A 24,490-nucleotide genomic window follows, 5' to 3' on the forward strand; every position below is an offset into this window, starting at 1 on the left:
GCAGGTCCCGACGCAAGGGCGGCGCAATTGAGTTGCACGAGACGTCTCGTCTCGCTTACGGTGGCGTCATGACCGTCCCCAGGAACGCCCATATCGCCATGTTCTCCATCGCCGCCCACGGGCACGTGAACCCGAGCATCGAGGTGATCAGGGAGCTCGTGGCCCGCGGGCACCGCGTGACGTACGCGATCCCGCCGCAGTTCGCCGAGAAGGTCGCCGAGACCGGGGCCGAGCCGAAGATCTGGCACTCGACGCTGCCCACCGACGACGACCCGGACGCGTGGGGCACGGAACTGATCGACAACCTCGAACCCTTCCTCACCGACGCGATCCAGGCGCTGCCGCAGCTCGTCGACCTCTACGAGGGCGACGAACCGGACCTCGTCCTCTACGACATCACCGCCTACCCCGCCCGCGTCCTGGCCCACCGCTGGAACGTCCCGATCGTGCAGTTCTCACCGAACCTCGTGGCCTGGGAGGGCTACGAGGAAGAGGTCGGCAAGCCGATGTTCGAGCCGCTGAAGCAGACGCCGCGCGGCAAGGCGTTCTACGGGAACTTCGAGCACTGGATCCGGTCGAACGGGATCGACCGCTCCGTCGAGGACTTCATGGGCCGCCCCGACCGCTGCCTCGTCCTCATCCCCAAGGCGCTCCAGCCGAACGCCGACCGGGTCGACGAGAGCCGCTACACGTTCGTCGGCGCCTGCCAGGGCGAGCGGGCGGCGCAGGGCGAGTGGCAGCGCCCGGCCGGTGCGGAGAACGTCCTCCTCGTCTCGCTCGGTTCGTCCTTCACCAAGCAGCCCGGCTTCTACCGCGCCTGTATCGGGGCCTTCGGCGACCTGCCCGGCTGGCATGTGGTGCTCCAGATCGGCAAGTTTGTCGACGAGGAGGAGCTCGGTGAGATCCCCGCGAACGTCGAGGTGCACCACTGGGTGCCGCAGCTGGCGATCCTCAGGCAGGCCGACGCCTTCATCACGCACGCGGGCGCGGGCGGCAGCCAGGAGGGCCTCGCCACCGCGACGCCGATGGTCGCGGTCCCGCAGGCCGTCGACCAGTTCGGCAACGCCGACATGCTCCAGGGGCTCGGCGTCGCACGCCACGTACCGATGGCGGAGGCCACGCCCGACAAGCTCAGGGAGACGGTGCTCGCCCTCGTGTCCGACCCCGAGGTGGCGCGCCGCCTCCGGGAGATCCGGGCGGAGATGGCGGGTGAGGGCGGTACGCGGCGCGCGGCCGACCTCGTCGAGCGGGTCGGCGGCCTGGTTCCACGGGAGGCGTGAAGTGATCGCGCGTTTTGGGTAACAGTCAGGTCATTTCATAACGCTCGGGTAACGCAGATGGTTCGTGGCGAAGTCATCGACTCGGCCATGGAGTTCGACCGTTACCCCCGGCCAAAGGTTGCGCTCTGTGCTACTTGAACCTTGTGTGAAGGGCTTTCTAGCGTGAGATGAACTCACCTCGAACGCCAGGAAGTTGACCAGCCATGCGCCGAGACATACCGCCCCTCGACGAGGTGCGCCGCATCACGCAGAAGAAACGGGACGCGTGGTGGACTGTTCTGCTCGTCGATCCGGTCGCCACGCCGCTCGTGCGGCTGACGGCGATGCGCACGAGGATCACACCGAACCAGATCACCTGGGGCGCCTTCATCCTGGGCCTCGGCTCCGCCGTCTGCTTCTGGCTGGGCGACTGGCGCTGGCTCATCGCCGGCGCCGTGGTCTACCACCTGTCCTTCGTCCTCGACTGCATGGACGGCAAGGTCGCCCGGCTCACCGGCCAGGGGTCGGTCTTCGGCGCCTGGCTGGACTTCGTCTTCGACCGCATCCGCGTCATGGTGTGCGGGGTCGCGCTCATGGCGGGCCAGTACGAACGCACCGGTGACGAGCTCTACATCTGGCTCGCCCTGGCCGTCGTCGGCCTCGACACCCTGCGCTACATCAACTCCCTGGAGATCTTCAAGATCCGCCACTCCATGCGCAAGCAGATCAAGGAGCGGGTGAAGGCGGCGCGGCGCGCGGAGAACGAGGCCGAGCTGGCCTTCATGGAGGACCTGCTCCGTGACAATCCCGAGGCGGACATCGAGCAGGACCTCCAGAGGGCACGCTCGGCCGAGGGAATCGCGGAGGAGGCCGCACCCCGGCCGGTGCCCCAAGTGGTCGACCTGCACCAGGAGTTCAGGAGCCGCTTCCCCGTATACCTGCGGTTGCGCTCGTTCCTTCTCCGTCACCGCATCCGTACCCATCTGATCAGCGGGATCGAGTTCCAGATGGGCGTCTTCATGATCGGCCCGCTGATCGACCAGGTCCTGTGGGCGACGATCGTGTCCGGAGCGCTCCTACTCGTCTTCGAACTCGCCATCATCTACAAGCTGTTGCTGTCGACCCGCGACTTCACGCGCACGATCGACTCGTTCGCGGAGCGCAGCCGGCGAACCGCCGCGGCCTGAACGTGAGGGTCCTCGAACGTGAGGGTCCTCGAACGTGAGGGTGCTCGAACGTGAGGGTCCTCGAATGTGATGGCATGCCCCGCCGGACCTGACGGTCCCGCGGGGCACCCCCGACGCGTACCTCAGCCCTACGCCGTCGTCACACCCCTACCCTCTAGTCCGTCACGGCCGGGGGCGGGGGAGCGGCCACCTCGTCGTGCGTCAGGTCGGGCAGCCGGTGCAGCCACTTCGGCAGATACCAGCTCCGCTCGCCGAGCAGCGCCATCACGGCGGGGAGCAGGATGCCGCGGATGACCGTCGCGTCGATGAGCGCCGCGGCCGCCAGGCCCACACTCATCTGCTTGAACGACTGCATGGACAGCGTCCCCCAGCGGGACGCTGATGAACGCCACGTTCTCGCGGCCGTGCACGGTGAGGTCCACCGGGCCACGCGCCCGAACTGACCGCGGCCTCACGGAAGTCGGCGAGCGCGCTCCGCATCTCGGGCGCTACATCTACAGGGAATTCCCGGAGTCCGAAGTGTCGGTCGAAGCCCGAATTGTTATTACGAAGGCTTGTTGAACAAGTCACAGCTGTATGTAGGTCTTGATCTGATCGCGTCAATCGGCCAGTGTTTCGTGCCAACCCCCGGAAATCTTCCGGAGATTGCCGGGGGATCGTTGAGAACCATCAGCAAACCCCCCCACAAACCCCCCACAGAAACCACGAGGAGACCACTCTTCATGGCAACTCACAAGCGTGCCCGCAGCACGATGAAGCTCACCGCGGCGATAGCCACCGCTGCCACCGCGGTCGGAGTGACTGTCTTCGCGGGCTCCCTGGCCGGCGCCTCGACCCCGGCCGAGGGCAAGGTCTACGGGCTCGACGCCAAGGGCGCCGTCTCCGGCAGCTACATCGTGCTGCTGGACCAGAAGGCGAACACCGACGCCAAGCAGGACCTCGCCAAGGAGTACGGCGGCCAGCTGAAGCGCGCCTACTCCTCCGCCGTCAACGGATTCTCCGTGAACGGCCTTTCGGAGACCGAGGCCAAGCGCCTCGCCGCCGATTCGTCGGTCTCCAAGGTCGTCCAGAACAAGAAGTTCCACATCGACGCCACCCAGGACAACCCGCCGTCGTGGGGCCTGGACCGCATCGACCAGGCGGACACCGCGGGCGACAACAAGTACACCTACCCGGACAGCGCCGGTGACGGCGTGACCGCGTACGTCATCGACACCGGCGTCCGGATCAGCCACAAGGACTTCGGCGGGCGCGCCTCCTACGGCTTCGACGCCGTCGACAACGACGACAGCGCCGACGACGGCAACGGCCACGGCACGCACGTCGCCGGGACCATCGCCGGTGACGCGCACGGCGTCGCCAAGAAGGCGAAGATCGTCGCCGTCCGCGTCCTCGACAACGAGGGCTCGGGCACCACCGAGCAGGTCGTCGCGGGCATCGACTGGGTCACCAAGAACCACCAGGGCCCGTCCGTCGCCAACATGTCCCTCGGCGGCGGCGCCGACGAAGCGCTCGACGCGGCCGTCCAGAAGGCCATCGCCTCCGGCGTCACCTTCGCGGTCGCCGCGGGCAACGAGTCGACCGACGCGTCCGCCGGGTCCCCGGCCCGCGTCAAGGAGGCCATCACCGTCGCCTCCTCCACCAAGGACGACCAGCAGTCCGACTTCTCCAACTACGGCTCCGTCGTGGACATCTACGCCCCCGGCTCGGACATCACCTCCGACTGGAACACCGGCGACGACGCCACCAACACCATCTCCGGTACGTCGATGGCGACCCCCCACGTCGTGGGCGCCGCCGCCGTCTACCTGAGCGGTCACAAGGACGCGACCCCCGCCGACGTCTCCAAGGCACTGACGGACGGCGCGACCCCCGACAAGATCTCCAACGCGAGCGAGGGTACGCCCAACAAGCTCCTCAAGATCGTCGAGTAGCACCGGCGGCACCCCTGACCGGCGGCCGCCGTGCCCTCCCCCACGGGGCGCGGCGGCCCAGAGCCTTCCTTCGAGCCCCGACCGGGCGCGGGGCTCGAAGGCAGGCTCTATCGTGTCCTCATGGCGACAAAGGCGTACGCGGCACTGCTCCGCGGGATCAATGTGGGCGGCAGCGTACGGGTCAAGAAGGTGCCCATGGCGCGGCTGCGCCCCCTCGTCGAAGAGCTCGGGCACGGCGACGTACGGACGTATCTGCAGAGCGGCAACGCGACGTTCACCAGCGACCACGGCGACGAGGAGACCCTGGCCGCCGAGCTGAGCGCGGCCATCGAGAAGGAGTTCGGCTTCCCGGTAGACGTGATCGTGCGGGACCACGCGTACCTCAAGTCGGTTCTCGACGCATGCCCTTTCCCCGCCGCGTCGCTCGAAGGCAAGCAGCTGCACGTCACGTACTTCTCCGAGCGCATCGGCCCCGAGCGGTTCGCGGCGATCGACCCGGCCGCGTACGCTCCCGAGGAATTCCGGCTCGGCGAGCGCGAGCTGTATCTCTACGTGCCCGACGGCCTCGGCCGCTCCAGACTCGCCGTGGCGCTCGCCCGTCCGGCCGTGAACAAGGGCCTCATCGCCACCTCCCGCAACTGGAACACCGTCGTCAAGCTCGTGGAGATGACCGGTGCCTGAGCTCGACGACGCCGTCGACGCCGCCATCGAGGGTGAACTGCGCCTGCTCGACCCGGCGGTGCGCCGCTCCCCGGAGCTGCTCGGCGCGCTCCTGCACCCCGACTACTTCGAGTTCGGCGTGTCGGGCCGCCGCTGGGACCGCGCCACGATCATCGCCGAGCTCACCGGGACGACCGAGCCGGGCGTGCGGCCCCTCACCGTCTCGCGGATGAAGGGCGTGCGGCTCGGCCCCGGGGTCGTCCATCTGACCTTCGACACCGACCGCAACGGCGCCTGCGCACACCGCAGTTCACTGTGGCGGCAGGGCGACGAGGGCTGGCTCCTCTACTTCCATCAGGGGACGCCGTTCAGCCGGGAGTGAGCGCGGCGCGCAGACGTCAGCGCGCCGGCTTCGAGCGGGAGCGGCGGCGGACCCCGACCGCGACGCCCGCGACGACACAGGCCCCGATGGCTCCGGCGACCGCGACCAGGACGTACGTGGGATACATGTCGTCGCCCGACGGGTACCGCTCACCGCAGAGCCGCACCACGCCGGGGTGGTCGCGGCCGACCTCCAGACACACCCGGTGCCCGGCCCCGGGACTGCCGGGGCCCGTGCCCAGCGCTCTCCTGACGGTGTGCCGGTGACGCCGGACCTCGTACGCGATCACCTGCTCGTCGCCGCTCTTCGGCACGTGCTCGACGGCGGTGACGATGCCGGTGACGCGGACCGGAGCAGCGTCGATCAGCTCCGCCTGCCGCCACTGACGGGAGGCCGAGCAGCCGCCGAGAACCGCCACGAGCAGGCAGAGGAGTCCGGCCCCCCAGAGGGCCACGCGTGTGCGCACGGGGAGCAGGCTCGCACGCCGGCGCGCGAAGAGCGCGAGAGTTTGCCCGATCGTGAATGGCCCCTACAGCCGTCTGTGAAAGGCTCGTTGGCATGCGCTACCTCATCATCGGAGCAGGAGCGGTCGGCGGCGCCATAGGCGGCCGGCTCGCACAGGCCGGGCACGACGTCGTCCTCGTCGCCCGCGGCAAGCAGTACGAGGCACTGCGGGACCACGGGCTGCGGCTCGTCACGGCCGACGGCCCGCACCTCCACCGTCTCCCGGTCGTCGCCGGGCCCGGGGAGCTCGGCGAACTGAGCCCGGACGACGTGCTCGTGCTCGCCGTGAAGACCCAGGACAGCGTCGCCGCGCTCGAGGCGTGGGCGGGGCGGCCGGTCGCCGGAGGCGGCACCGCGGCCGAGCGGCTGCCGCTGGTCTGCGCGCAGAACGGAGTGGAGAGCGAGCGCCTCGCGCTGCGGCTCTTCCGGCGCGTGTACGGCATGTGCGTCTGGCTGCCCGCCACGTTCGTGGAGCCCGGCGTCGTGTCCGCCGCGGGCGCCCCGCTCACCGGCATCCTGCACATCGGCCGGTTCCCCGAAGGCACCGACGAGACGGCCCACCGCATCTCCGCCGACCTGGAGAAGTCGTCCTTCGAGTCGCCCGTCGTACCCGATGTGATGCGCTGGAAGTACGCCAAACTCCTCGGCAACCTGGCCAACGCGATCGAGGCCGTGTCCGGGGTGATGACCACCGAGGAGGGCCTCGCCCTCTACGGGCGTGCCCGCGCGGAGGGCGAGGCCGTGCTCACCGCGGCGGGTATCGCCTTCGCCTCCAAGGAGGAGGAGAAGCAGTCCCGCGGCGACAAGATCCGCTTCGAGCCCTTCGACGGCTCGGAACGCAGCGGCGGCTCGTCGTGGCAGTCCCTCAGCCGCGGCACGGGCACCATCGAGTCCGACTACCTCAACGGCGAGATGGGCCTGCTCGGACGGCTGCACGGCGTGCCGACCCCGGTCAACGACGCCCTCCAGTCGGTCGCCGACCGCTTCGCCCGCGAGCGCCGCCCGGCCGGATCCATGCCGATCACGGAACTCATCTCGCAGACCGCCGCGGCGCCCCGGTAGCCGTCGCATTCCTTCAAGCCGCCGGCGGCCCCTGCGCGGGACGCTCTCGGCCCCCGCCGCTGCCTCCGGGAGCATGAACGAACTGTCGTCGCGTGTGGAGCGGTTGCGCTCCGCCTTGAGCGGACCGGCGTCCGGTGACGAGCGTTCTGAGGGTGAGCGTGGGCGCGCCTCACGCGCCCACGGCCACCAACTCCCGTACCGTCGCCGCCTCGTAGCGTCGTACGAGCAGCCGCGCCACCTCCGGCGCCGGGCCCAGTACGTCTGCGAGGACGTCCGCTTCACCGGCGCCGCGGGCGATGCGGTCCGGGAGGCGGCCGGGGGCCAGGACGTAGGGGGCCACCGCCACCCGCTGGACACCCTCGGCGCGCAGCTGCGCCACGGCGTCCTCCGTGCGGGGCAGAGATGCGGAGGCGAACGCAGGTCGCACGGCGCACCAACCGGTGTGCCGCCACTCCCGCGCGATTTCAGCGATCACTGCGATCGCCTCCGGGTCTGTGGAGCCCGCCGAGGCCAGGACGACCCCGGTCGTGGGCTTGTCGGCCGGGGTGAGCCCGGCCTCGTACAGACGGCGTTCGAGCGCTGCCATCAGGAGTGGGGAGGGGCCGAGCACCTCCGTCTGGCGGATCCGCAGCCGGGCCGGGGCCTGCCGCAGGACGGCCGGGATGTCCGCCTTCGCGTGGAACGCGCGGGTCAGGAGCAGAGGGAGCGCGACCACGTCGCGTACACCCTCCGCCGCCAGGGAGTCCAGGACGCCGTTCACCGAGGGGATGTTGAAGTCCAGGAACCCCGTCTCCACGCGCAGCCCCGGCCGCAGCGCCCGTACTTCGCGTACGAGCGCGTGGACCGTCGCGGCATGGCGCGGATCGCGGCTGCCGTGAGCGATCACGAGCAGGACCGGGCGGGCGGGGCGCTGGTGCATGGCGGGGTCAGCTCCTCACCAGGAGGCCGCGGCTGCGCAAGACGCGCCGCTCCAGGGGGCTGAAGATCAGCAGGTCGATGGCGATGCCGACGATCAGGATCAGGAAGATGGCGAGGAAGACCATGGACATGGAGCTGGCGTTGCGGCCGTTCTCCAGGAGCTGGCCGAGTCCGATGCCCAGGTCGGGCGACGAGGCGATGATCTCCGCGGCCATCAGCGAGCGCCACGAGAACGCCCAGCCCTGCTTCAGGCCCGCGAGATAGCCGGGCAGCGCGGCCGGGAGCACGATGTGCCAGGTGTGCCGCAGGCCCGTCGCGCCGAGGGTGCGGCCGGCCCGCAGGAACAGCGGCGGCACCTGGTCGACCCCCGACACCAGGCCGTTGGCGATCGAGGGGACCGCGCCGAGCAGGATCACGGCGTACATCATCTTGTTGTCGAGGCCCAGCCAGATCACGGCCGGCGGGACCCAGGCGACCGAGGGCAGCGACTGGAGGCCGGACAGGATCGGGCCGATCGCGGACCGGATGAACCGGACCCGGGCGACGACCAGGCCGAGCGGGGTGCCGATCACGAGTGCCAGCAGGAAGCCGAGCAGGCCGCGCGACACGCTCGTCCAGATGTAGCCGAGGAGCGTCCCCTGCAGCCACGCATCGGACACCTCGTGCCACACCGCGGACGGCGAGGGCAGCTTGCTCGGGTCGTCGACGATCTTGAACGACACCAGGCCCTGCCAGATCACGAGGACCAGGACCACCGCCGTCAGCGGCGGCAGCACTTTCTGGACCAGCGTCTGGCGCAGGGGGATACGGGTGGTCTGGACGGCGTCCAGGGCGTCGAGCCCCGCCTCGAGACCGGCCAGGTCCTGCCCGGGGACCGCGTCCTTGACGGCGGCGGCCGGGCCCACGGCCTTGCTCTCAGTCGTCGTCTCAGTGCTGGCCATGGCGGCGGATCTCCCCACGCAGTTGTTCGGTGATCTCGACGGACAGTTCCGCCACGGCGGTGTCCTCGATGCGGCGCGGCTGCGGAATGCCGACCCGCCATTCGTGCGCCACCCGGCCGGGCCGTGACGACAGCAGCACGACCCGCTCCGCGAGGCGCACCGCCTCGCGGACGTTGTGGGTGACGAACAGGACGGAGACGTTCGTCTCGCGCCAGATGCGGGTCAGCTCGTCGTGCAGCACGTCGCGCGTGATGGCGTCGAGCGCGGCGAACGGCTCGTCCATCAGCAGCAGTTGGCTGTCCTGCGCGAGCGCGCGGGCCAGCGCCACGCGCTGGCGCATACCGCCCGACAGCTCGTGCACCCGCTTGCCGTACGCGCCGTTCAGGCGGACGAGCTCCAGGAGCTCCTGTGCCCGCGTGCGGCGGTCCGCCTTGGGAATGCCGCGCAACTTCAGGGCCAGTTCGATGTTCTTGCCCGCGGTCAGCCACGGGAAGAGGGCGTGCTCCTGGAACATCAGGGCCGGCCGGCCCTGCGTGCTGATCTCGCCGGACGAGGGCTTGTCGAGGCCCGCGACCAGATTGAGCAGCGTCGACTTCCCGCAGCCCGAGGCTCCCAGGAGGGTGACGAACTCGCCCGGAGCGACATCGAGCGTGATGTCGTCCAGGACGAGCTGCTGCCCGGCGGGCGTGGCGAAGGACTTCGAGACGTGCTCGATCCGCGCGGCATGGCCGGTGGTGGTCTCCGTGCCGTCCGCGGCCTTGGCGAGGGTCGTTGCCATGGTCGTCACCTCCTGGGAACTCAAGCGATTACGGGCTTTGCCGACGCGGTTACTTGACGCCGAGGCCGGCGTCGGCGACCGCGCCCTTGCCCTCGGCCTTGAGGACCTTGTTCAGCGGCGCGAGGTCGTAGATGCCCTTGAGGTCGGGCTTCTCCAGGAGACCGGCCTTCACCGCGTGCGCCGCCTCGGTGTCGAGGGTCGAGGCCAGCGGGTCGTCGGTGAACTGGATCGACTTCCAGGCCGGGCCGAGTACGTCTTCGGGAAGCGCCTTGCCGGAGTCGGCCGCCAGCTGCTTGTTGGCCGCGGCCTTCGCCTCGTCCGGGTTGGCATTGATCCAGGCGTTCGTCTTCACCGAACCGCGCAGCACGGCCTCGACGACGTCCGGGTGCTCCTTGAGGAACTTCTGCGACACGATGATGTTCGTGATCACGAACTTCTTGCCGGGCCACAGGTCGGACTCGTCGAGGAGGACCTTGCCGCCCTCGGCCACGAGCTTGGACGCGGTCGGCTCCGGCACCCAGGCGCCGTCGATGGAGCCGGACTTGTAGGCATCCGGGGTGATCTTGTTGTCCGTGCGGACCACGGAGACGTCACCCTTGCCGCTGTTGGCGTCGACCTTCCAGCCCTTCTCGGCGATCCAGTTGAGGAACGCGACGTCCTGCGTGTTGCCGAGCTGCGGGGTGGCGATCTTCTTGCCCTTGACCTCGTCCAGGGACTTGATCTTCTTCGGGTTCACCACCAGCTTCACCCCGCCGGACGCCGAACCGCCGATGATGCGCAGGCTCTTGCCCTGGGACTTGGTGAAGCCGTTGATCGACGGCGAGGGGCCGATCCAGCCGATGTCGATGGAGCCGCCGTTGAGCGCCTCGATCTCGGACGGCCCCGCGTTGAAGATCTGGTACTTGGCCTGCGTGCCCTGGAGCTCTTTCTGGAAGAAGCCCTTCTGATTGCCCACGAGGGCGGTCCCGTGCGTCAGGTTGCCGAAGTAACCGATCTTCACGGTGTCGGCGGAGAGCTTCTTGCCCTTGGCGGCGACATTCGCCTTGTCGGAGGCGTTGTCCTTGGCGTCCGAGCCGTAGCCGCAGGCCGTCGCGGCGAGCGCGAGGAGCGGCAGGGCGGCGACGGCGGCGAGGCCGCGGCGCCAGGAGGCGGAAGTAATGGCAGGCACGGGAGGTGGTCCTCTCGTTGGCCCGGCGGTCACGGTTTCAGGCCGTGGCCGGGAAGTCGGCAGGTTTTCGTCGTCGTACGAACAGATCGCGGGGGGTGTGGGCGCGCAGGCAGTGCGCGTACGTCATCGCGCACATCGCGCGACCCCGCCCTGGCCGCTGCCGAGGGCGCCGCTGCCGATGCGGCCGCCCTCTTTCGCGAACGTCGCGTAGACGTCGATGGAGGTCATGACTAGAAGTCCCAGCCGTCGTCGTCCGTGGCCTGCGCGGCCTCTTCCGCGTGGGCCGCCTGCTGCGTGCCGGCGAACGCCTCGCCCGCCATGCCCGCGGCGAGCGTCGTGCCGTCCGCCGGGTCGATGAGGAGGAACGAACCGGTACGGCGCGAGTCGGCGTAGTCGTCGAGCGCGATCGGCTCGGCGGTGCGGACCTTGACGCGGCCGATGTCGTTGGCGACCAGCTGCCCCGGCTCGGGGTGCTGGGACAGGTCGTCCAGGGTGAGCCGCGAGGGGATCTCCTTGACGATCGCCTTGACCGTGCGCGTCGTGTGCTTGAGCAGCACGCGCTGGCCCACTGCGAGAGGCTGGTCGGCCACGTGGCAGACGGTCGCCTCGACGTCCTGCGAGGTTGCGGGCGCGTCGCCGCTCGGCACGATCAGGTCGCCGCGCGAGATGTCGATGTCGTCCTCCAGGAGGAGGGTCACCGACTGCGGGGTCCACGCCACGTCGACCGCCTTGCCCAGCAGGTCGATCCCGGAGACCTTCGACGTGCGGCCCGACGGCAGTACGGTGACGGACTCGCCGACGCGGAACGTGCCGGCCGCGATCTGGCCCGCGTAGCCGCGGTAGTCGGGGTGCTCGGCGGTCTGCGGGCGGATGACGACCTGGACGGGCAGCCGCGCGTGGCAGCTCGTCAGGTCGTGGCTGACCGGGACCGTCTCCAGGTGTTCGAGCACGGTCGGGCCGCCGTACCAGTCCATGTTCGCGGACGGCTCCACGACGTTGTCACCGGCGAGCGCCGAGATCGGGATCGCGGTGATCTCGGGAACGCCCAGGTCGGACGCGTACGCCGTGAACTCCTCGGCGATCTTCGCGAAGACGGGCTCCGCGTAGTCGACGAGGTCCATCTTGTTCACCGCGAGCACGACGTGCGGCACGCGCAGGAGCGCGGCGACGGCGGCGTGCCGGCGGGTCTGCTCGATGACGCCGTTGCGGGCGTCGACGAGGACGACGGCGAGGTCCGCGGTGGACGCGCCGGTCACCATGTTCCGGGTGTACTGCACATGGCCCGGGGTGTCGGCCAGGATGAACCGGCGCCGGGGCGTGGCGAAGTAGCGGTAGGCGACGTCGATGGTGATGCCCTGCTCGCGCTCGGCGCGCAGGCCGTCGGTGAGCAGCGCCAGGTCGGGCGTCTCCTGACCGCGGCCCAGGGACACGCGCTCGACGGCCTCCAGCTGGTCCGTGAGGACCGACTTGGAGTCGTGGAGCAGGCGGCCCACGAGCGTGGACTTGCCGTCGTCGACGGAACCGGCGGTGGCGAACCGCAGCAGGGTGGTGGCCGACAGGTCGGCCAACTGCTCTGTGGTGGTGGTCATTTAGAAATACCCCTCGCGCTTGCGGTCTTCCATCGCGGCCTCGGACATCTTGTCGTCGGCACGGGTCGCGCCCCGCTCGGTGAGCCGGGAGGCGGCGATCTCGGCGATCACGGCGTCCAGCGTCGTCGCGTCGGAGTCGACGGCGCCTGTGCACGACATGTCGCCGACCGTGCGGTAGCGGACGAGGCGCTTCTCGACGCTCTCGCCGTCCTTGGGGCCGCCCCACTCACCGGCGGTCAGCCACATGCCGGAGCGCTTGAAGACGTCCCGCTCGTGGGCGAAGTAGATCTCCGGCAGTTCGATGCCCTCGCGGGCGATGTACTGCCACACGTCGAGCTCGGTCCAGTTGGACAGCGGGAAGACGCGCACGTGCTCGCCGGGGGCGTGGCGGCCGTTGTAGAGCTGCCACAGCTCGGGGCGCTGGCGGCGCGGGTCCCACTGGGAGAACTCGTCGCGCAGGGAGAACACGCGCTCCTTGGCGCGCGCCTTCTCCTCGTCGCGGCGCCCGCCGCCGAAGACGGCGTCGAAGCGCTCCGCCTGGATCTTCTCCGTCAGCGGCACCGTCTGCAGCGGGTTGCGCGTCCCGTCCGGGCGCTCCTTGAGGGCGCCGCGGTCGATGTACTCCTGCACCGACGCGACGTGCAGCCGCAGGCCGTGCTCGGCGACGACGCGGTCGCGGTACTCGAGGACCTCGGGGAAGTTGTGCCCGGTGTCGACGTGCAGCAGCGTGAACGGCACCGGCGCCGGCGCGAACGCCTTCAGCGCCAGGTGCAGCATCACGATGGAGTCCTTGCCGCCGGAGAAGAGGATCACCGGCCGCTCGAACTCGCCCGCGACCTCACGGAAGATGTGCACGGCCTCGGACTCGAGGGCGTCCAGGTGCGAGAGCGCGTACGGGCTGTCGGTCTCTTCGCCTGTGGTGGGTGCGACGGTCGTCATGAGAGACCCCTCTCGGTGAGCAGCGCGTAGAGCGCCGCCGCGGACTCCTGCACGGTCTGGGTGTGCGACTCGATGCGCAGGTCGGGCGATTCGGGTGCCTCGTACGGGTCGTCGACCCCGGTGAGCCCGGAGATCTCGCCCGCCGCCTGCTTCGCGTACAGGCCCTTCACGTCGCGCACGGAGCACACCTCGACGGGCGTGGCCACGTGTACCTCGAGGTAGCCGGTGCCGCCGGCCTGGTGGCGCTTGCGTACCGCCTCTCGGCTGTCCGCGAAGGGCGCGATCACCGGGACGAGCGTCAACACGCCGTTGCGGGCGAGGAGTTCGGCGAGGAAGCCGATGCGCTGCACGTTGGTGTCGCGGTCCGCGCGGCTGAAGCCGAGGCCCGCCGAGAGGAACTCGCGGATCTCGTCGCCGTCGAGCACCTCGACGCGGCGGCCGTCGGCGCGCAGCCGCTCGGCGAGCTCGTTGGCGATGGTGGTCTTGCCCGCGCTCGGCAGACCCGTGAGCCAGACGGTGGCTCCGGTCACTTGCTTCTCCAAAGTCTGTGTGGTCCCGGGCATCAGCCGTGGATCCCGCACTCGGTCTTGTTGCTTCCGGCCCAGCGGCCGGCCCGCGCGTCCTCGCCCTCGAGGAGGCGCCGCGTGCAGGGGGCGCAGCCCACGGAGCCGTAGCCGTCCATGAGGAGGGGGTTGGTCAGCACACCGTGCTCGGCGACGTACGCCTCGACGTCGTCCTGCGTCCAGCGGGCGATCGGCGAGACCTTCACCTTGCGGCGCTTCTCGTCCCAGCCGACGACCGGGGTGTTCGCCCGGGTCGGGGACTCGTCGCGGCGCAGTCCCGTGGCCCATGCCGTGTACGAACTCAGGCCGTCCTCAAGGGGCTTGACCTTCCGCATGGCGCAGCACAGGTCGGGGTCGCGGTCGTGCAGCTTCGGCCCGAACTCGGCGTCCTGCTCGGCGACGGTCTGGCGGGGCGTGAGCGTGATGACGTTCACGTCCATCACGGCCTCGACGGCGTCCCGGGTGCCGATGGTCTCCTCGAAGTGGTAGCCGGTGTCGAGGAAGACGACGTCCACGCCGGGCCTGGCGCGCGAGGCGAGGTGGGCGACGACCGCGTCCTCCATGGAGGAGGTCACACAGAAGCGCTTGCCGAACGTGTCGACCGCCCACTCAAGGATCTCCAGGGCGGACGCGTCCTCCAGGTCGCGCCCCGCCCGCTCCGCGAGCTCCCGCAGGTCGGGCTCGGTCCGGTCAGGGACCTGGGTGGTCCGAGTGGCCGTCATATGTCTTCCCCTCCACCGTCGTTGCGCTGAACTCCCCGGGTCAGCAGACCGAGGAACTTCAACTGGAAGGCCCGATTGCACGCCGCGCATTCCCACGCGCCGTGACCGGTCTCGTTCGGACGCAGGTCCTCGTCACCGCAGTAGGGGCAGTAGAAGGGAGCGGCCCGCTCGCTCACGACAGGGCCTCCTCGGACGCGCGCGCGGTCCACGTGGCAAAGCGCTCGCCGTCCTCGCGCTCCGCCTGGAAGCGCTTGAGGACCCGCTCGACGTAGTCGGGCAGCTCGGCCGCGGTGACCTTCAGGCCGCGGACCTTGCGGCCGAACCCGGCCTCGAGGCCGAGCGCGCCACCCAGGTGCACCTGGTAGCCCTCGACCTGGTTGCCGTCCGCGTCCAGCATCAGCTGGCCCTTGAGGCCGATGTCCGCGACCTGGATACGGGCGCAGGCGTTCGGGCAGCCGTTGATGTTGATGGTGAGGGGCTCGTCGAACTCCGGGACGCGGCGCTCCAGTTCGTCGATCAGCGAGGCGCCGCGCGCCTTCGTCTCGACGATGGCGAGCTTGCAGAACTCGATGCCGGTGCAGGCCATGGTGCCGCGCCGGAACGCAGACGCGTTGACCTTGAGGTCCAGCGCCTCCAGCGACGCGACCAGCGACTCGACCTGGTCCTCGGCCACGTCCAGCACGATCATCTTCTGCTCGGCGGTGGTGCGCAGCCGGCCGGAGCCATGGGCGCCCGCGACCTCGGCGATCTTGGTGAGGGTGGTGCCGTCCACGCGGCCGACACGGGGCGCGAAGCCGACGTAGAAGAGGCCGTCCTTCTGGCGGTGCACGCCGAGGTGGTCGCGCCAGGTGCCTGCGGGCTGCTCGGGCGCGGGGCCGTCGACCAGCTTCCGCTGGAGGTACTCGTCCTCCAGGACCTGCCGGAACTTCTCGGTGCCCCAGTCGGCGAGCAGGAACTTCAGGCGGGCGCGGGTGCGCAGGCGGCGGTAGCCGTAGTCGCGGAAGATGCCGATGACGCCGCCGTACACGTCCGGCACCTCGTCGAGCGGCACCCACGCGCCGAGGCGCTGGCCCAGCTTGGGGTTGGTGGACAGGCCGCCGCCGACCCACAGGTCGAAGCCGGGGCCGTGCTCGGGGTGGTGCACGCCGACGAACGCGATGTCGTTGATCTCGTGCGCCACGTCGAGCTGCGGGGACCCGGAGATCGCGGTCTTGAACTTGCGGGGCAGGTTCGAGAACTCGGGGTTGCCGATGAAGCGCCGCTGGATCTCGTCGATGGCGGGCGTGCCGTCGATGATCTCGTCGGCGGCGACCCCGGCGACGGGCGAGCCGAGGATGACGCGGGGCGTGTCACCGCAGGCCTCGGTGGTGGAGAGCCCGACCCCTTCGAGGCGTCGCCAGATCTCCGGCACGTCCTCGATGCGGATCCAGTGGTACTGGATGTTCTGCCGGTCGGTGATGTCGGCGGTGCCGCGCGCGAACTCCTGCGAGATCTCGCCGATGACGCGCAGCTGCTCGGTGGTCAGCCGGCCGCCGTCGATGCGAACGCGGAGCATGAAGTACTCGTCGTCCAGCTCCTCCGGCTCCAGGATCGCGGTCTTGCCGCCGTCGATCCCGGGCTTGCGCTGGGTGTAGAGCCCCCACCAGCGCATGCGGCCCCGGAGGTCATTGGGGTCGATGGAGTCGAAGCCGCGCTTCGAGTAGATCGTCTCAATGCGTGTCCGCACATTGAGACCGTCGTCGTCCTTCTTGAACTGCTCGTTGCCGTTGAGCGGCGTGAAGTGCCCCACGGCCCACTGGCCCTCGCCGCGGTGACGGCTCACCTTGCGGCGCGGCGCGGCGGTCGTGGGCTTTTCAGGGGTGGCAGCCATGGGTGTACGTCCTTCGGGCGGGCGGAGGCTCTGACAGCTTTGACCAGCACACTTCGCGCGAGGGCGCGGCGGTGCGCAGAGTGCTGTACGGGGAGAAAACGCGGCGGTGCTGGTGGAGTCAGCTCACCGGACACATGGCGCTGGACATGCGGCCGAGGTCGACGTGCCGCCGACTCACCAAGGCAATTCCAGCTCGATCCATGACGGAAGCGTGTCATGGGACTTTCGGCCCAGTCCACCACTGTCCAGAAAGTGGACAAGACTGTCTCGCATCATGGACAGATGTGGCGCGCGTCACTGGACGCTGCGGGAAGGGACCGGGGTGCGACCGCTCGAGTGTGACTGGAGCGTACGGGAAGGGGCGCCGCGGCGCCCCTCGCCCCTCGCCCCGCGCCCCGCGCCCCGCGCCCCGCGCCCCGCGCCCCGCGCCCCGCGCCCCGCGCTCCTCGCCCCTCGACTTCTCGTCCTCTCTTATCGCCCCGGCTACGCCCCGGGCCAGGGCCCCGGCGTCGCCACCTCGGGCTCCTCCTCGACCTTCGTGTCGAAGAGGCGGAACCCGCGCCGCTCGTAGTTGGCCATCGCGTGCTCGCCGTCCTTGCTGCACGTGTGCAGCCAGACCCGCTTCGTCGGCGCGCGGTCCGGCCACCGCTCGGCCAGGTCCCAGGCACGCGCGACGGCGTAAGAGAGGAGGTGACCGCCGATGCGGCGGCCCCGGAAGACGGGTATCAGGCCGAAGTAGACGACCTCGACGACGCCGTCGTCCTGCGCCTCCAGCTCGACGTAACCCGCCGGGGTCCCCTTCTCGTACGCCACCCACGTCTCGGTGCCCGGCCGCGCCAGGACTTCCTGCCAGCGCGCGTACGTCCAGCTCAGCCGGTCGGTCCAGAGGATGTCGCCCCCGACGGACGCGTACAGGAAGCGGCTGAACTCCGGCGAGGGCACCTCGGCGCGCACGATGCGGAGGTCGTCGCCCTCGGGCGCGGGGGCCGGCCGGAGGTCGGACGGAGCGGTCTGCTCCAGGGACCAGGTGGTCACAGCGATGTTGCTCATGCGTGTCAGGCAATCACGGGCTCCGCACCCTGGCCAAAGCGGTCCGCGATACGGGAAGATCCGCCCGCGCCACGCCACCCCCCGCGCACGACGCACCTGGAGGATGTTCATGCCCCGCAGGACAACTCGCCGCACACCCCGCGGCCTCCTCGCCACCGCCATCACCACCGTGGCCCTCGCGACCCTCGCCGCCCCGGCCTCCGCCACGACCGCTCCGCAGGCCGCCGTCGGCCCACAGGGCCGGATCTTCATGGTCAACCCCGTCCAGTCGTCCGGCGATCAGACCCTCACCGACACCAAGGACTCCCCGACCGCGGTGCCCGCCTCCGCCTACACCCTCGCCGCGCTGAGGAACCTCGACGCGAGCGGCGGCCTCTCGGGCAAGTGGGTCACCGTGAGATCGAACACCGGCGGCGCCGCCTCGGTCGCCGACGCCGGCACATACGACCGTCAGGACGACCAGTTCGAGCAGGTCATGGCCTACTTCTGGGTCAACGAGGCACAGGAGTACCTGCAGAGCCTCGGCTTCGGCAGCGAACTGCCCGGCGCCAACGACCGCGCACAGCCGGTCCGCATCGACCAGTGGGGCGCCGACAACTCCTTCTTCACCGACAAGAAGGCCGAGATCCGCTTCGGCAAGGGCGGCGTCGACGACGCGGAGGACGCCGAGGTCATCGTCCACGAGTACGGGCACGCCGTGCACAACGCGCAGGTCCCCGGGTTCGGCACCTCTGAGGAGGCCGGGGCCATCGGCGAGGCGTGGGGCGACTACCTCGCGGCGTCCGTCGGCGCCTACGCGGACGCCAAGTACGGCTGGCCGCGCAAGACCGACCCCGCCTGTGTCGCGGACTGGGACTCGGTCTCGTACACGGCCACCGCCCCGCACTGCCTGCGCCGCCTCGACACCGGCAAGACGTACGCCGACAAGGTGGGAGAGGTGCACGCGGACGGTGAGATCTGGTCCCAGGCGCTGTTCGACATCAGGGGCGCGCTCGGCGCGCGTACGGCCGACCGCGTCATCGTCGACGCGCAGTTCGGCTTCGCCCCGGACACCAGCTTCACGGACGCGGCCCTGACGACGGTCGCGACCGCGCAGAAGATGTACGGGAAGAGCGCGGCGGACACCGTGCGCAAGGCGTTCCAGGCCCGGGGCATCCCCGGGGTGTGAGGACAACCAACCCTGGTGGTGCCGGGAGCGGCGCCCAACATCGGCGGGTGGAACGGGAGTTCAACCATCCGGTGACGATCGGCGGGGCGCCCTGATCCTGGTCGGGGCGCCCTACGGGGCGCCGACCGGCACCGGCGCGTTCCACTCGAAGTACTCGACCCAGTCGATCAGGCCCGTGCTTGATGGCCGTGGCCAGCGTATGCGCGCTGCCTAGTTTGAACGACTCGCCCGTGGTCCTGTCATGGAGGGTGGCGCCGAACCAGCCGTCGCCCTCGTAGGCGACCGTGGAGGTGTAGGTGTGCCCCTCCTCCCAGTCGTGGCCGAGAACAGGAACGTCGGCTTGTCGCCGCCGTTGCGCTGCCTCCCGATGTGCGCGCCGTTGTCGACGCTGAAGCCGGACCGATGGCTGGGCGATCCAGGGCCCAGGAAGCATTTTCCACCAAAGTCCCAACACCAGCGGTCGTCAGTCCGCACACAGAAAGACGGCTTCGCCCAGGTCGGGCGCGGTGCGTACGACTGCGGTGACCGTGTTCGTTGCCTGCGCGTTTCATGCGTGAAGCTGCAAGAACTAAATAGTTACCAATCAAGTCTTGTCATCTCTCGTCAGCCTGACGCAAGATTCCGGTACCTCGCGCGCCGGGCCTCAGCCCCCGCGAGGGCCCTGTGAAACCAACCCTCGCTCGCCACTCGACGCAGGAGGTGAATGTGTCGGCCGCTGCGTCCGCATCGCCCACGCCTACATCGCACAACCCGCCCGACCTACCGCACGAGGCACCCGGAACGCCGGGCAGGAAGAAGGCGTCCGGCGTGAAGGGGACGTCGGGCGCGAAGGGGACGCCGGGCGGGAAGGGGCGAAAGTCCGCCGGCCGGCGGAGCCTGCGGGAGCATCTGAGGCAGGACCGCACCCTGCTTCTGCTGTGTGTGCCGGGCATCCTCTACTTCGCGGTGTTCTTCTATCTGCCGCTCGCGGGCAACAGCATCGCCTTCCAGGACTACCAGCCCTACCTCGGCTTCAAGGGCAGCCCGCTGGTCGGCTGGGACAACTTCAAGGCCCTGCTCGAACAGCCGGAGTTCTGGACGGCCGTCTGGAACACGCTGAAGATCAGCGCCGTCCAGCTGATCCTCTACTTCCCCGCGCCGATCGCCCTCGCGCTCTTCCTCAACTCGCTGATCAGCAACAAGACCCGCCGCCTCATGCAGACGGTCGTCTACCTGCCGCACTTCCTGTCGTGGGTCGTCGTCGTCGGCATGTTCCAGCAGGTCTTCGGCGGCGCCGGCACGGTCACGAGTTACCTGAACGAGCACGGCGTGCACGTCGGGAACATCATGAACAACCCCGACACCTTCATCTACCTGATCACCTCCCAGAGCGTCTGGAAGGACGCCGGCTGGGGAGCGATCATCTTCCTCGCCGCGATGGCCTCCATCGACACCTCGCTCTACGAGTCGGCGGCGATGGACGGAGCGGGCTGGCTGCGCCGCATGTGGCACATCACGCTGCCCGGCATCAGGCCCGTGATGATCATGCTGCTCATCCTGCGCCTCGGCGACATCCTGTCGGTCGGCTTCGAGCAGATCCTTCTCCAGCGTGACAACGTCGGCCGGGACGCCTCCGAAGTCCTCGACACCTATGTCTACTTCCACGGCGTCGTCGACGGCGACTGGGGCATGTCCACCGCCGCCGGCCTGATGAAGGGCGTCATCGGCTCCGTCATGATCGTCCTCGCCAACAAGTTCGCGCACCGCCTCGGCGAGCAGGGGGTCTACCAGTGAGCACCGCGCCCGTCTCCACCACCCTGCGGCCCGAGAGCCAGGAGGGCCAGGAGAGCCGAAAGGGCCGCGCCGGCAGCAAGAAGCGCCGCGGCTCCGCCGAGCGCCCCGCCTGGATGGAACAGCCCAACCCGGCGGCCCAGACGCTGAAGTTCCTCGTCATCGTCGCGATGATCGTGGCGGTCGGCTACCCGTTCCTGCTCGCCATCGGCACCAGCCTCTCCTCCAAGGCCGAACTCGCCGCGAACGGCGGCTATGTGCTGTTCCCGTCGCACCCCACGCTCGAGGCGTACCGCGTGGTCCTGTCCGGCGGCGTCATCACCCGCGCCGCCGTTGTGAGCATCGGCGTCACGGTCATCGGCACGGCGCTCAGCCTGCTCTGCACGATCGCACTCGCCTACGGCCTCTCCCGGCCGCGGACCTTCGCGGGCAAGCCGCTGCTCCTGATCGTCGTCGGCACGTTCCTCTTCACTCCCGGCATCATCCCCAACTACCTGGTGGTGCAGGAGCTGGGACTGCTCGACACCTACGGGGCGATGATCGCGCCGATCCTGCTCAACGCGTTCAACATCATCGTCGTCCGGGCGTTCTTCCAGGGCATCCCCGACGAGCTGCACGAGGCGGCCCGCCTCGACGGCGCCGGTGAACTCACCATCCTGTGCCGGATCGTGCTCCCCCTGTCGAAGGCCGTCATCGCCGTGGTCGGCATGTTCTACGCGGTGACGTACTGGAACAGCTTCTTCAACGCGATGCTCTACATCAACGACCCGGACAAACTGCCACTCCAGGTCGTGCTGCGCAGTTACGTCCTCCAGGGCGACACCTTCAACGCGAAGGCGCTCGGCGTGAGCGTGCTGCCCGCCAGCACCGCCCTGTCGATGGCCGTGCTCATCCTCGCGGTCCTGCCGATCATCGCGGTCTACCCGTTCCTCCAGAAGTACTTCGTCAAGGGCGTCCTCACCGGCGCCATCAAGGCCTGAGCCACCCCCTGAGCCACCACCCTCAACCGCTCCTCGCCCCTTAGGAGAGTCATGTCCAAAGACGTCAACCGCCGCGGGTTCCTCGGTGCCGCGACCGTCGCCGGTCTCACCGTCGCCGGTGCCGGTTCCCTCACGGCCTGTGGTTCCGGCGCGGCCTCGGGTGGGGGCGGCGCCAAGGCGTCGGCCAAGCTGAAGCTGCCGACGTACGTCCCCGCGAACGTCCCGGCACCGGACCTGCCGGGCAACGCGGCGGGCCTCGACCCGGCGTACCTGCGCTACCCCAAGAACCTGACCCGCAGCGTCACCAAGAAGCCGGGCGACGGCAAGCCGGTCACGGCCCTGACCGAGACCTTCACGACCGCGGCCCCGGCCATGAACCGGAACGCGTACTGGCAGGAGCTCAACAAGCGCCTGGGTTCCGACCTGAAGATGACGATCGTCAACGGCCTCGGCGCCGACGACGTCTACCGCGCGAAGTTCAACGCCACCATCGCGGGCGGCGACATGCCCGACCTCATGTGGTTCCCGCCGAACCAGGGCCTCAAGAACGTCCCCGCGCTCCTCGAGCCGAAGTTCCACGACCTCACCGCGTACCTGTCCGGCGACGCGGTCAAGAAGTACCCGAACCTCGCCAACATCCCCGACTTCGCCTGGAAGACGGCCGTCTTCAACGGCAAGATCTGGGGCCTCGCCGTCCCCTACGGCCGCATGGGCCAGGTCTACGTCGCGAACGAGGACTTCTGGAAGCCGGTCGGCGGCGTCCAGTTCGACAGCGCGCAGGACTTCTTCGACAAGGCGAAGGAACTCCTCGACGTCAAGCGCAAGAAGTACGTCCTCGAGCCGGCGTACGTGAACCACATCCTGCAATTCGCCTACTGGCACGGCGCGCCCAACGGCTGGCGCATGGACGGCGGGAAGCTCACCCACTACTTCGAGACCGACGAGTTCCACGCCGGCCTGGAGTTCGCCCTCAAGTGCCGGAAGGCGCAGCTGTTCTGGCCGGACCCGAACCTGCCGACGACGCTGGAGAAGATGGAGGGCGGGTTCCTCGGACTGCACGTCCAGTCCTTCCCCGGCTTCCTCAGCGACAGCAACCAGTACGACTGGCCGGAGAAGGTCGTCGTCCCGTTCGCCGCGGAGAAGGGCATGACCCCCACCTGGGGCTACGGCTACGGCTCGGTCGGCTTCACGGCCATCAACAAGAACGTCGGCAAGGACCGTATCGAGACGCTGCTCCAGGTCATGAACTACCTCAGCGCCCCCTTCGGCACGGAGGAGCGGCTCTTCCTCGACAACGGCATCGAGGGCACGCACCACACCCGCTCCAAGGACGGCGACGTGCTCCTCAACAAGAAGGGCAACGCCGAGGTCCTCACCACCCGGCAGGCCATCAACTTCTTCGGCAACGCCCCTGAGACGCTGTACCTGCCGGGCAAGCCCGACATCACCCGCGGCATCCACGCGGCCCAGGTCGAACTGATGAAGCTCGCCAAGGTCAACCCGACCACGGGCTTCTTCTCGGACACCTACGCCAACAAGTACGCGTCCTCGACCGACACCGTGTACCAGGCCGTCAAGGACATCGTGGCCGGCCGCACCCCGCTCTCCTCCTTCAAGAAGGACATCCTGCCGGCCTGGCAGCGCGAGGCGGGCAACGCGATGCGCGACGAGTTCGAGAAGGCCATCGCCGACAGCAAGTAACGCCGCCCGGCAGGACCCCGCACCACTTGGCGTATCGCACACAGAACAGGACCCGCACGTGGAAGACCTGCGCATCGCAGTCATCGGGCTCGGACTGCGACGGAACCTGGCGACGGCCGCGCACCGCCCCGGCAAGGGGTCGGTCGTGGCGGCGGTGGCCGACCTCGACCCGCAGATCCGGGCGAAGGTACCGGAGTTGTACGAGGGCGCGGTCGCCGTCGACGACTACCGAAGGCTCCTCGAAGACCCCTCGATCGACGCCGTCGTCGTCGCCACCCCCGACGACACCCATGAAGCCATCGCCTGCGAGGCGCTCGAAGCGGGCAAGCCGGCGTACGTCGAGAAGCCGCTCGGCATCTCGGTCGAGCAGTGCGACACCGTCCTGCGCACCGCGTACAAGACCGGCACCCGCCTCTACGTCGGCCACAACATGCGCCACATGGGCGTCGTGCGCCTGATGCGCGACATCATCGCGCGCGGCGACATCGGCGTGCCGAAGACCGTGTGGGTACGGCACTTCGTCTCGTACGGCGGCGACTACTACTTCAAGGACTGGCACGCCGACCGCACCCGCACCACGGGCCTCCTCCTCCAGAAGGCCGCGCACGACCTGGACGTGGTGCACTGGCTGGCCGGCGGCTACACCAAGCGCGTCAACGCCCTCGGCGACCTCATGGTCTACGGGGACCTGCCGCGCCGCGAGCCGGACACCCCGCGCCCCGACGGCTGGCTGAAGGAGTTCGACTGGCCGCCGACCGCGCGCCACGACCTGCACCACGTCGTGGACGTCGAGGACGTGTCGGTGATGAACATGCAGCTGGACAACGGCGTCATCGCCGCCTACCAGCAGTGCCACTTCAGCCCCGACTACTTCCGCAACTACACGGTCATCGGCACCGAGGGCCGCCTCGAGAACTTCGGGGACAGCCCCGGCGACGAGGTCCGGGTCTGGAACACGGGCCCGACCGGCTACCGCAAGGACGCCGACATCGTCTACCGCGTACCCGAGGCGACGGGCTCGCACGGCGGCGCCGACGAGCGCATCATCGACGAGTTCTGCCGCTTCGCGCGCGAGGGCGGCCTCACCGACACGTCGCCCGTCGCGGCCCGGATGAGCGTCGCCGCGGGCGCGCTCGCCACCCGCTCGCTGCGCGAGGGAGGCGTGCCGTACGACGTCCCGGAGCTCGAGCCGGAACTCCTCGCGTACTTCGACGGCGGACAACTGACGTGCGCAGCAGGGGAGTAGCGGCCACAGCGCAGGCGTGGGCGGGCCCGTCGGAGGGGGCGGGCCCGCCCACGCCCGCGTGCGCACACAGACGGTCACGTGTAAGCGCGCGGATGATCA

The 24,490-nt window shown here is 69.5% G+C and carries 24 protein-coding genes and 1 pseudogene; 11 read left to right on the top strand and 14 right to left on the bottom strand.

Annotated features, from left to right (window positions below; translation table 11 throughout):
- The first annotated feature begins 68 nt into the window (after positions 1-68).
- Positions 69-1,280, top strand: coding sequence for a macrolide-inactivating glycosyltransferase (mgt, locus tag ACY0PA_RS31630; protein ID WP_473080900.1), 1,212 nt, complete (start codon positions 69-71; stop codon positions 1,278-1,280).
- Positions 1,281-1,483: 203 nt separating this feature from the next.
- Positions 1,484-2,446 (top strand): CDP-alcohol phosphatidyltransferase family protein, encoded by a 963-nt coding sequence (locus ACY0PA_RS31635; RefSeq protein WP_473080901.1) that lies wholly within the window; start codon positions 1,484-1,486, stop codon positions 2,444-2,446.
- A gap of 154 nt (positions 2,447-2,600) precedes the next feature.
- Here ACY0PA_RS31635 and ACY0PA_RS31640 read toward each other — a convergent pair.
- Positions 2,601-2,816, bottom strand: a pseudogene (locus ACY0PA_RS31640) (hypothetical protein); the annotation flags it as partial.
- 352 nt (positions 2,817-3,168) lie between these two features.
- On the opposite strand from ACY0PA_RS31640, the gene ACY0PA_RS31645 reads away from it, so the two are divergent.
- The 3 genes from ACY0PA_RS31645 (at position 3,169) to ACY0PA_RS31655 (ending at position 5,422) form a co-directional block, all read left to right on the top strand.
- On the top strand, positions 3,169-4,380 hold the full coding sequence (locus ACY0PA_RS31645) for a S8 family peptidase (RefSeq protein ID WP_473080902.1): 1,212 nt from the start codon (positions 3,169-3,171) through the stop codon (positions 4,378-4,380).
- Between the two features lie 120 nt (positions 4,381-4,500).
- Positions 4,501-5,061: a DUF1697 domain-containing protein gene (locus tag ACY0PA_RS31650; protein ID WP_473080903.1), complete on the top strand. Its 561-nt coding sequence runs from the start codon at positions 4,501-4,503 to the stop codon at positions 5,059-5,061.
- On the top strand, positions 5,054-5,422 hold the full coding sequence (locus ACY0PA_RS31655; RefSeq protein WP_473080904.1) for a nuclear transport factor 2 family protein: 369 nt from the start codon (positions 5,054-5,056) through the stop codon (positions 5,420-5,422). The genes ACY0PA_RS31650 and ACY0PA_RS31655 overlap by 8 nt, the downstream gene beginning before the upstream one ends.
- A gap of 16 nt (positions 5,423-5,438) precedes the next feature.
- Here ACY0PA_RS31655 and ACY0PA_RS31660 read toward each other — a convergent pair whose 3' ends face one another.
- A complete protein-coding gene (locus ACY0PA_RS31660; protein ID WP_473080905.1) occupies positions 5,439-5,888 on the bottom strand; it encodes a hypothetical protein in 450 nt (149 codons plus the stop codon).
- 92 nt (positions 5,889-5,980) lie between these two features.
- Here ACY0PA_RS31660 and ACY0PA_RS31665 point away from each other — a divergent pair, with 92 nt between their 5' ends.
- Positions 5,981-6,988, top strand: coding sequence for a ketopantoate reductase family protein (locus ACY0PA_RS31665; RefSeq protein ID WP_473080906.1), 1,008 nt, complete (start codon positions 5,981-5,983; stop codon positions 6,986-6,988).
- 169 nt (positions 6,989-7,157) lie between these two features.
- Here ACY0PA_RS31665 and ACY0PA_RS31670 read toward each other — a convergent pair whose 3' ends face one another.
- From ACY0PA_RS31670 to ACY0PA_RS31725, 12 genes are all read right to left on the bottom strand, one after another.
- The gene (locus tag ACY0PA_RS31670; protein WP_473080907.1) at positions 7,158-7,907 is read right to left on the bottom strand and encodes a sirohydrochlorin chelatase; all 750 of its coding nucleotides are present in this window, start codon (positions 7,905-7,907) and stop codon (positions 7,158-7,160) included.
- Between the two features lie 7 nt (positions 7,908-7,914).
- Positions 7,915-8,847 carry an ABC transporter permease gene (locus tag ACY0PA_RS31675; RefSeq protein ID WP_473080908.1) on the bottom strand — a complete coding sequence of 311 codons (933 nt, stop codon included), beginning with the start codon at positions 8,845-8,847 and terminating at the stop codon, positions 7,915-7,917.
- On the bottom strand, positions 8,834-9,625 hold the full coding sequence (locus ACY0PA_RS31680; RefSeq protein ID WP_473080909.1) for an ABC transporter ATP-binding protein: 792 nt from the start codon (positions 9,623-9,625) through the stop codon (positions 8,834-8,836). The genes ACY0PA_RS31675 and ACY0PA_RS31680 overlap by 14 nt, the downstream gene beginning before the upstream one ends.
- A 49-nt stretch (positions 9,626-9,674) precedes the next feature.
- Complete coding sequence (locus ACY0PA_RS31685; RefSeq protein WP_473080910.1) at positions 9,675-10,793, bottom strand: aliphatic sulfonate ABC transporter substrate-binding protein; 1,119 nt, start codon at positions 10,791-10,793, stop codon at positions 9,675-9,677.
- A gap of 230 nt (positions 10,794-11,023) precedes the next feature.
- Positions 11,024-12,382 carry a sulfate adenylyltransferase subunit 1 gene (locus tag ACY0PA_RS31690; RefSeq protein WP_473080911.1) on the bottom strand — a complete coding sequence of 453 codons (1,359 nt, stop codon included), beginning with the start codon at positions 12,380-12,382 and terminating at the stop codon, positions 11,024-11,026.
- The gene (gene cysD, locus ACY0PA_RS31695) at positions 12,383-13,321 is read right to left on the bottom strand and encodes a sulfate adenylyltransferase subunit CysD (RefSeq protein ID WP_454407603.1); all 939 of its coding nucleotides are present in this window, start codon (positions 13,319-13,321) and stop codon (positions 12,383-12,385) included.
- The gene (gene cysC / locus ACY0PA_RS31700; RefSeq protein WP_473080912.1) at positions 13,318-13,884 is read right to left on the bottom strand and encodes an adenylyl-sulfate kinase; all 567 of its coding nucleotides are present in this window, start codon (positions 13,882-13,884) and stop codon (positions 13,318-13,320) included. Before cysC ends, cysD begins: the two co-directional genes overlap by 4 nt.
- Complete coding sequence (locus ACY0PA_RS31705) at positions 13,884-14,606, bottom strand: phosphoadenylyl-sulfate reductase (protein WP_473080913.1); 723 nt, start codon at positions 14,604-14,606, stop codon at positions 13,884-13,886. Before ACY0PA_RS31705 ends, cysC begins: the two co-directional genes overlap by 1 nt.
- Positions 14,603-14,782 carry a hypothetical protein gene (locus ACY0PA_RS31710; protein ID WP_100591340.1) on the bottom strand — a complete coding sequence of 60 codons (180 nt, stop codon included), beginning with the start codon at positions 14,780-14,782 and terminating at the stop codon, positions 14,603-14,605. Before ACY0PA_RS31710 ends, ACY0PA_RS31705 begins: the two co-directional genes overlap by 4 nt.
- On the bottom strand, positions 14,779-16,476 hold the full coding sequence (locus ACY0PA_RS31715) for a nitrite/sulfite reductase (RefSeq protein ID WP_473080914.1): 1,698 nt from the start codon (positions 16,474-16,476) through the stop codon (positions 14,779-14,781). Before ACY0PA_RS31715 ends, ACY0PA_RS31710 begins: the two co-directional genes overlap by 4 nt.
- A 118-nt stretch (positions 16,477-16,594) precedes the next feature.
- Positions 16,595-16,678, bottom strand: coding sequence for a putative leader peptide (locus ACY0PA_RS31720; protein ID WP_324902501.1), 84 nt, complete (start codon positions 16,676-16,678; stop codon positions 16,595-16,597).
- Positions 16,679-16,959: 281 nt separating this feature from the next.
- The gene (locus ACY0PA_RS31725; RefSeq protein ID WP_473080915.1) at positions 16,960-17,526 is read right to left on the bottom strand and encodes a GNAT family N-acetyltransferase; all 567 of its coding nucleotides are present in this window, start codon (positions 17,524-17,526) and stop codon (positions 16,960-16,962) included.
- A gap of 109 nt (positions 17,527-17,635) precedes the next feature.
- Between ACY0PA_RS31725 and ACY0PA_RS31730 the strand changes: the two genes are divergently transcribed.
- The 5 genes from ACY0PA_RS31730 to ACY0PA_RS31750 all read left to right on the top strand — a co-directional run bounded on the left by ACY0PA_RS31730 (position 17,636) and on the right by ACY0PA_RS31750 (position 24,391).
- Complete coding sequence (locus ACY0PA_RS31730) at positions 17,636-18,694, top strand: M36 family metallopeptidase (protein WP_473080916.1); 1,059 nt, start codon at positions 17,636-17,638, stop codon at positions 18,692-18,694.
- Positions 18,695-19,501: 807 nt separating this feature from the next.
- Entirely contained in the window at positions 19,502-20,467 is a 966-nt protein-coding gene (locus ACY0PA_RS31735) for an ABC transporter permease (protein WP_473080917.1), read from the top strand.
- 113 nt (positions 20,468-20,580) lie between these two features.
- Complete coding sequence (locus ACY0PA_RS31740; protein ID WP_473086488.1) at positions 20,581-21,444, top strand: carbohydrate ABC transporter permease; 864 nt, start codon at positions 20,581-20,583, stop codon at positions 21,442-21,444.
- A 51-nt stretch (positions 21,445-21,495) separates the two neighbouring features.
- Positions 21,496-23,145 (top strand): type 2 periplasmic-binding domain-containing protein, encoded by a 1,650-nt coding sequence (locus ACY0PA_RS31745; protein ID WP_473080918.1) that lies wholly within the window; start codon positions 21,496-21,498, stop codon positions 23,143-23,145.
- Between the two features lie 58 nt (positions 23,146-23,203).
- Positions 23,204-24,391 carry a Gfo/Idh/MocA family protein gene (locus tag ACY0PA_RS31750; protein WP_473080919.1) on the top strand — a complete coding sequence of 396 codons (1,188 nt, stop codon included), beginning with the start codon at positions 23,204-23,206 and terminating at the stop codon, positions 24,389-24,391.
- Positions 24,392-24,490: the final 99 nt, after the last annotated feature.

It is taken from the genome of Streptomyces sp. DS1-CR2 (genome assembly GCF_055760475.1).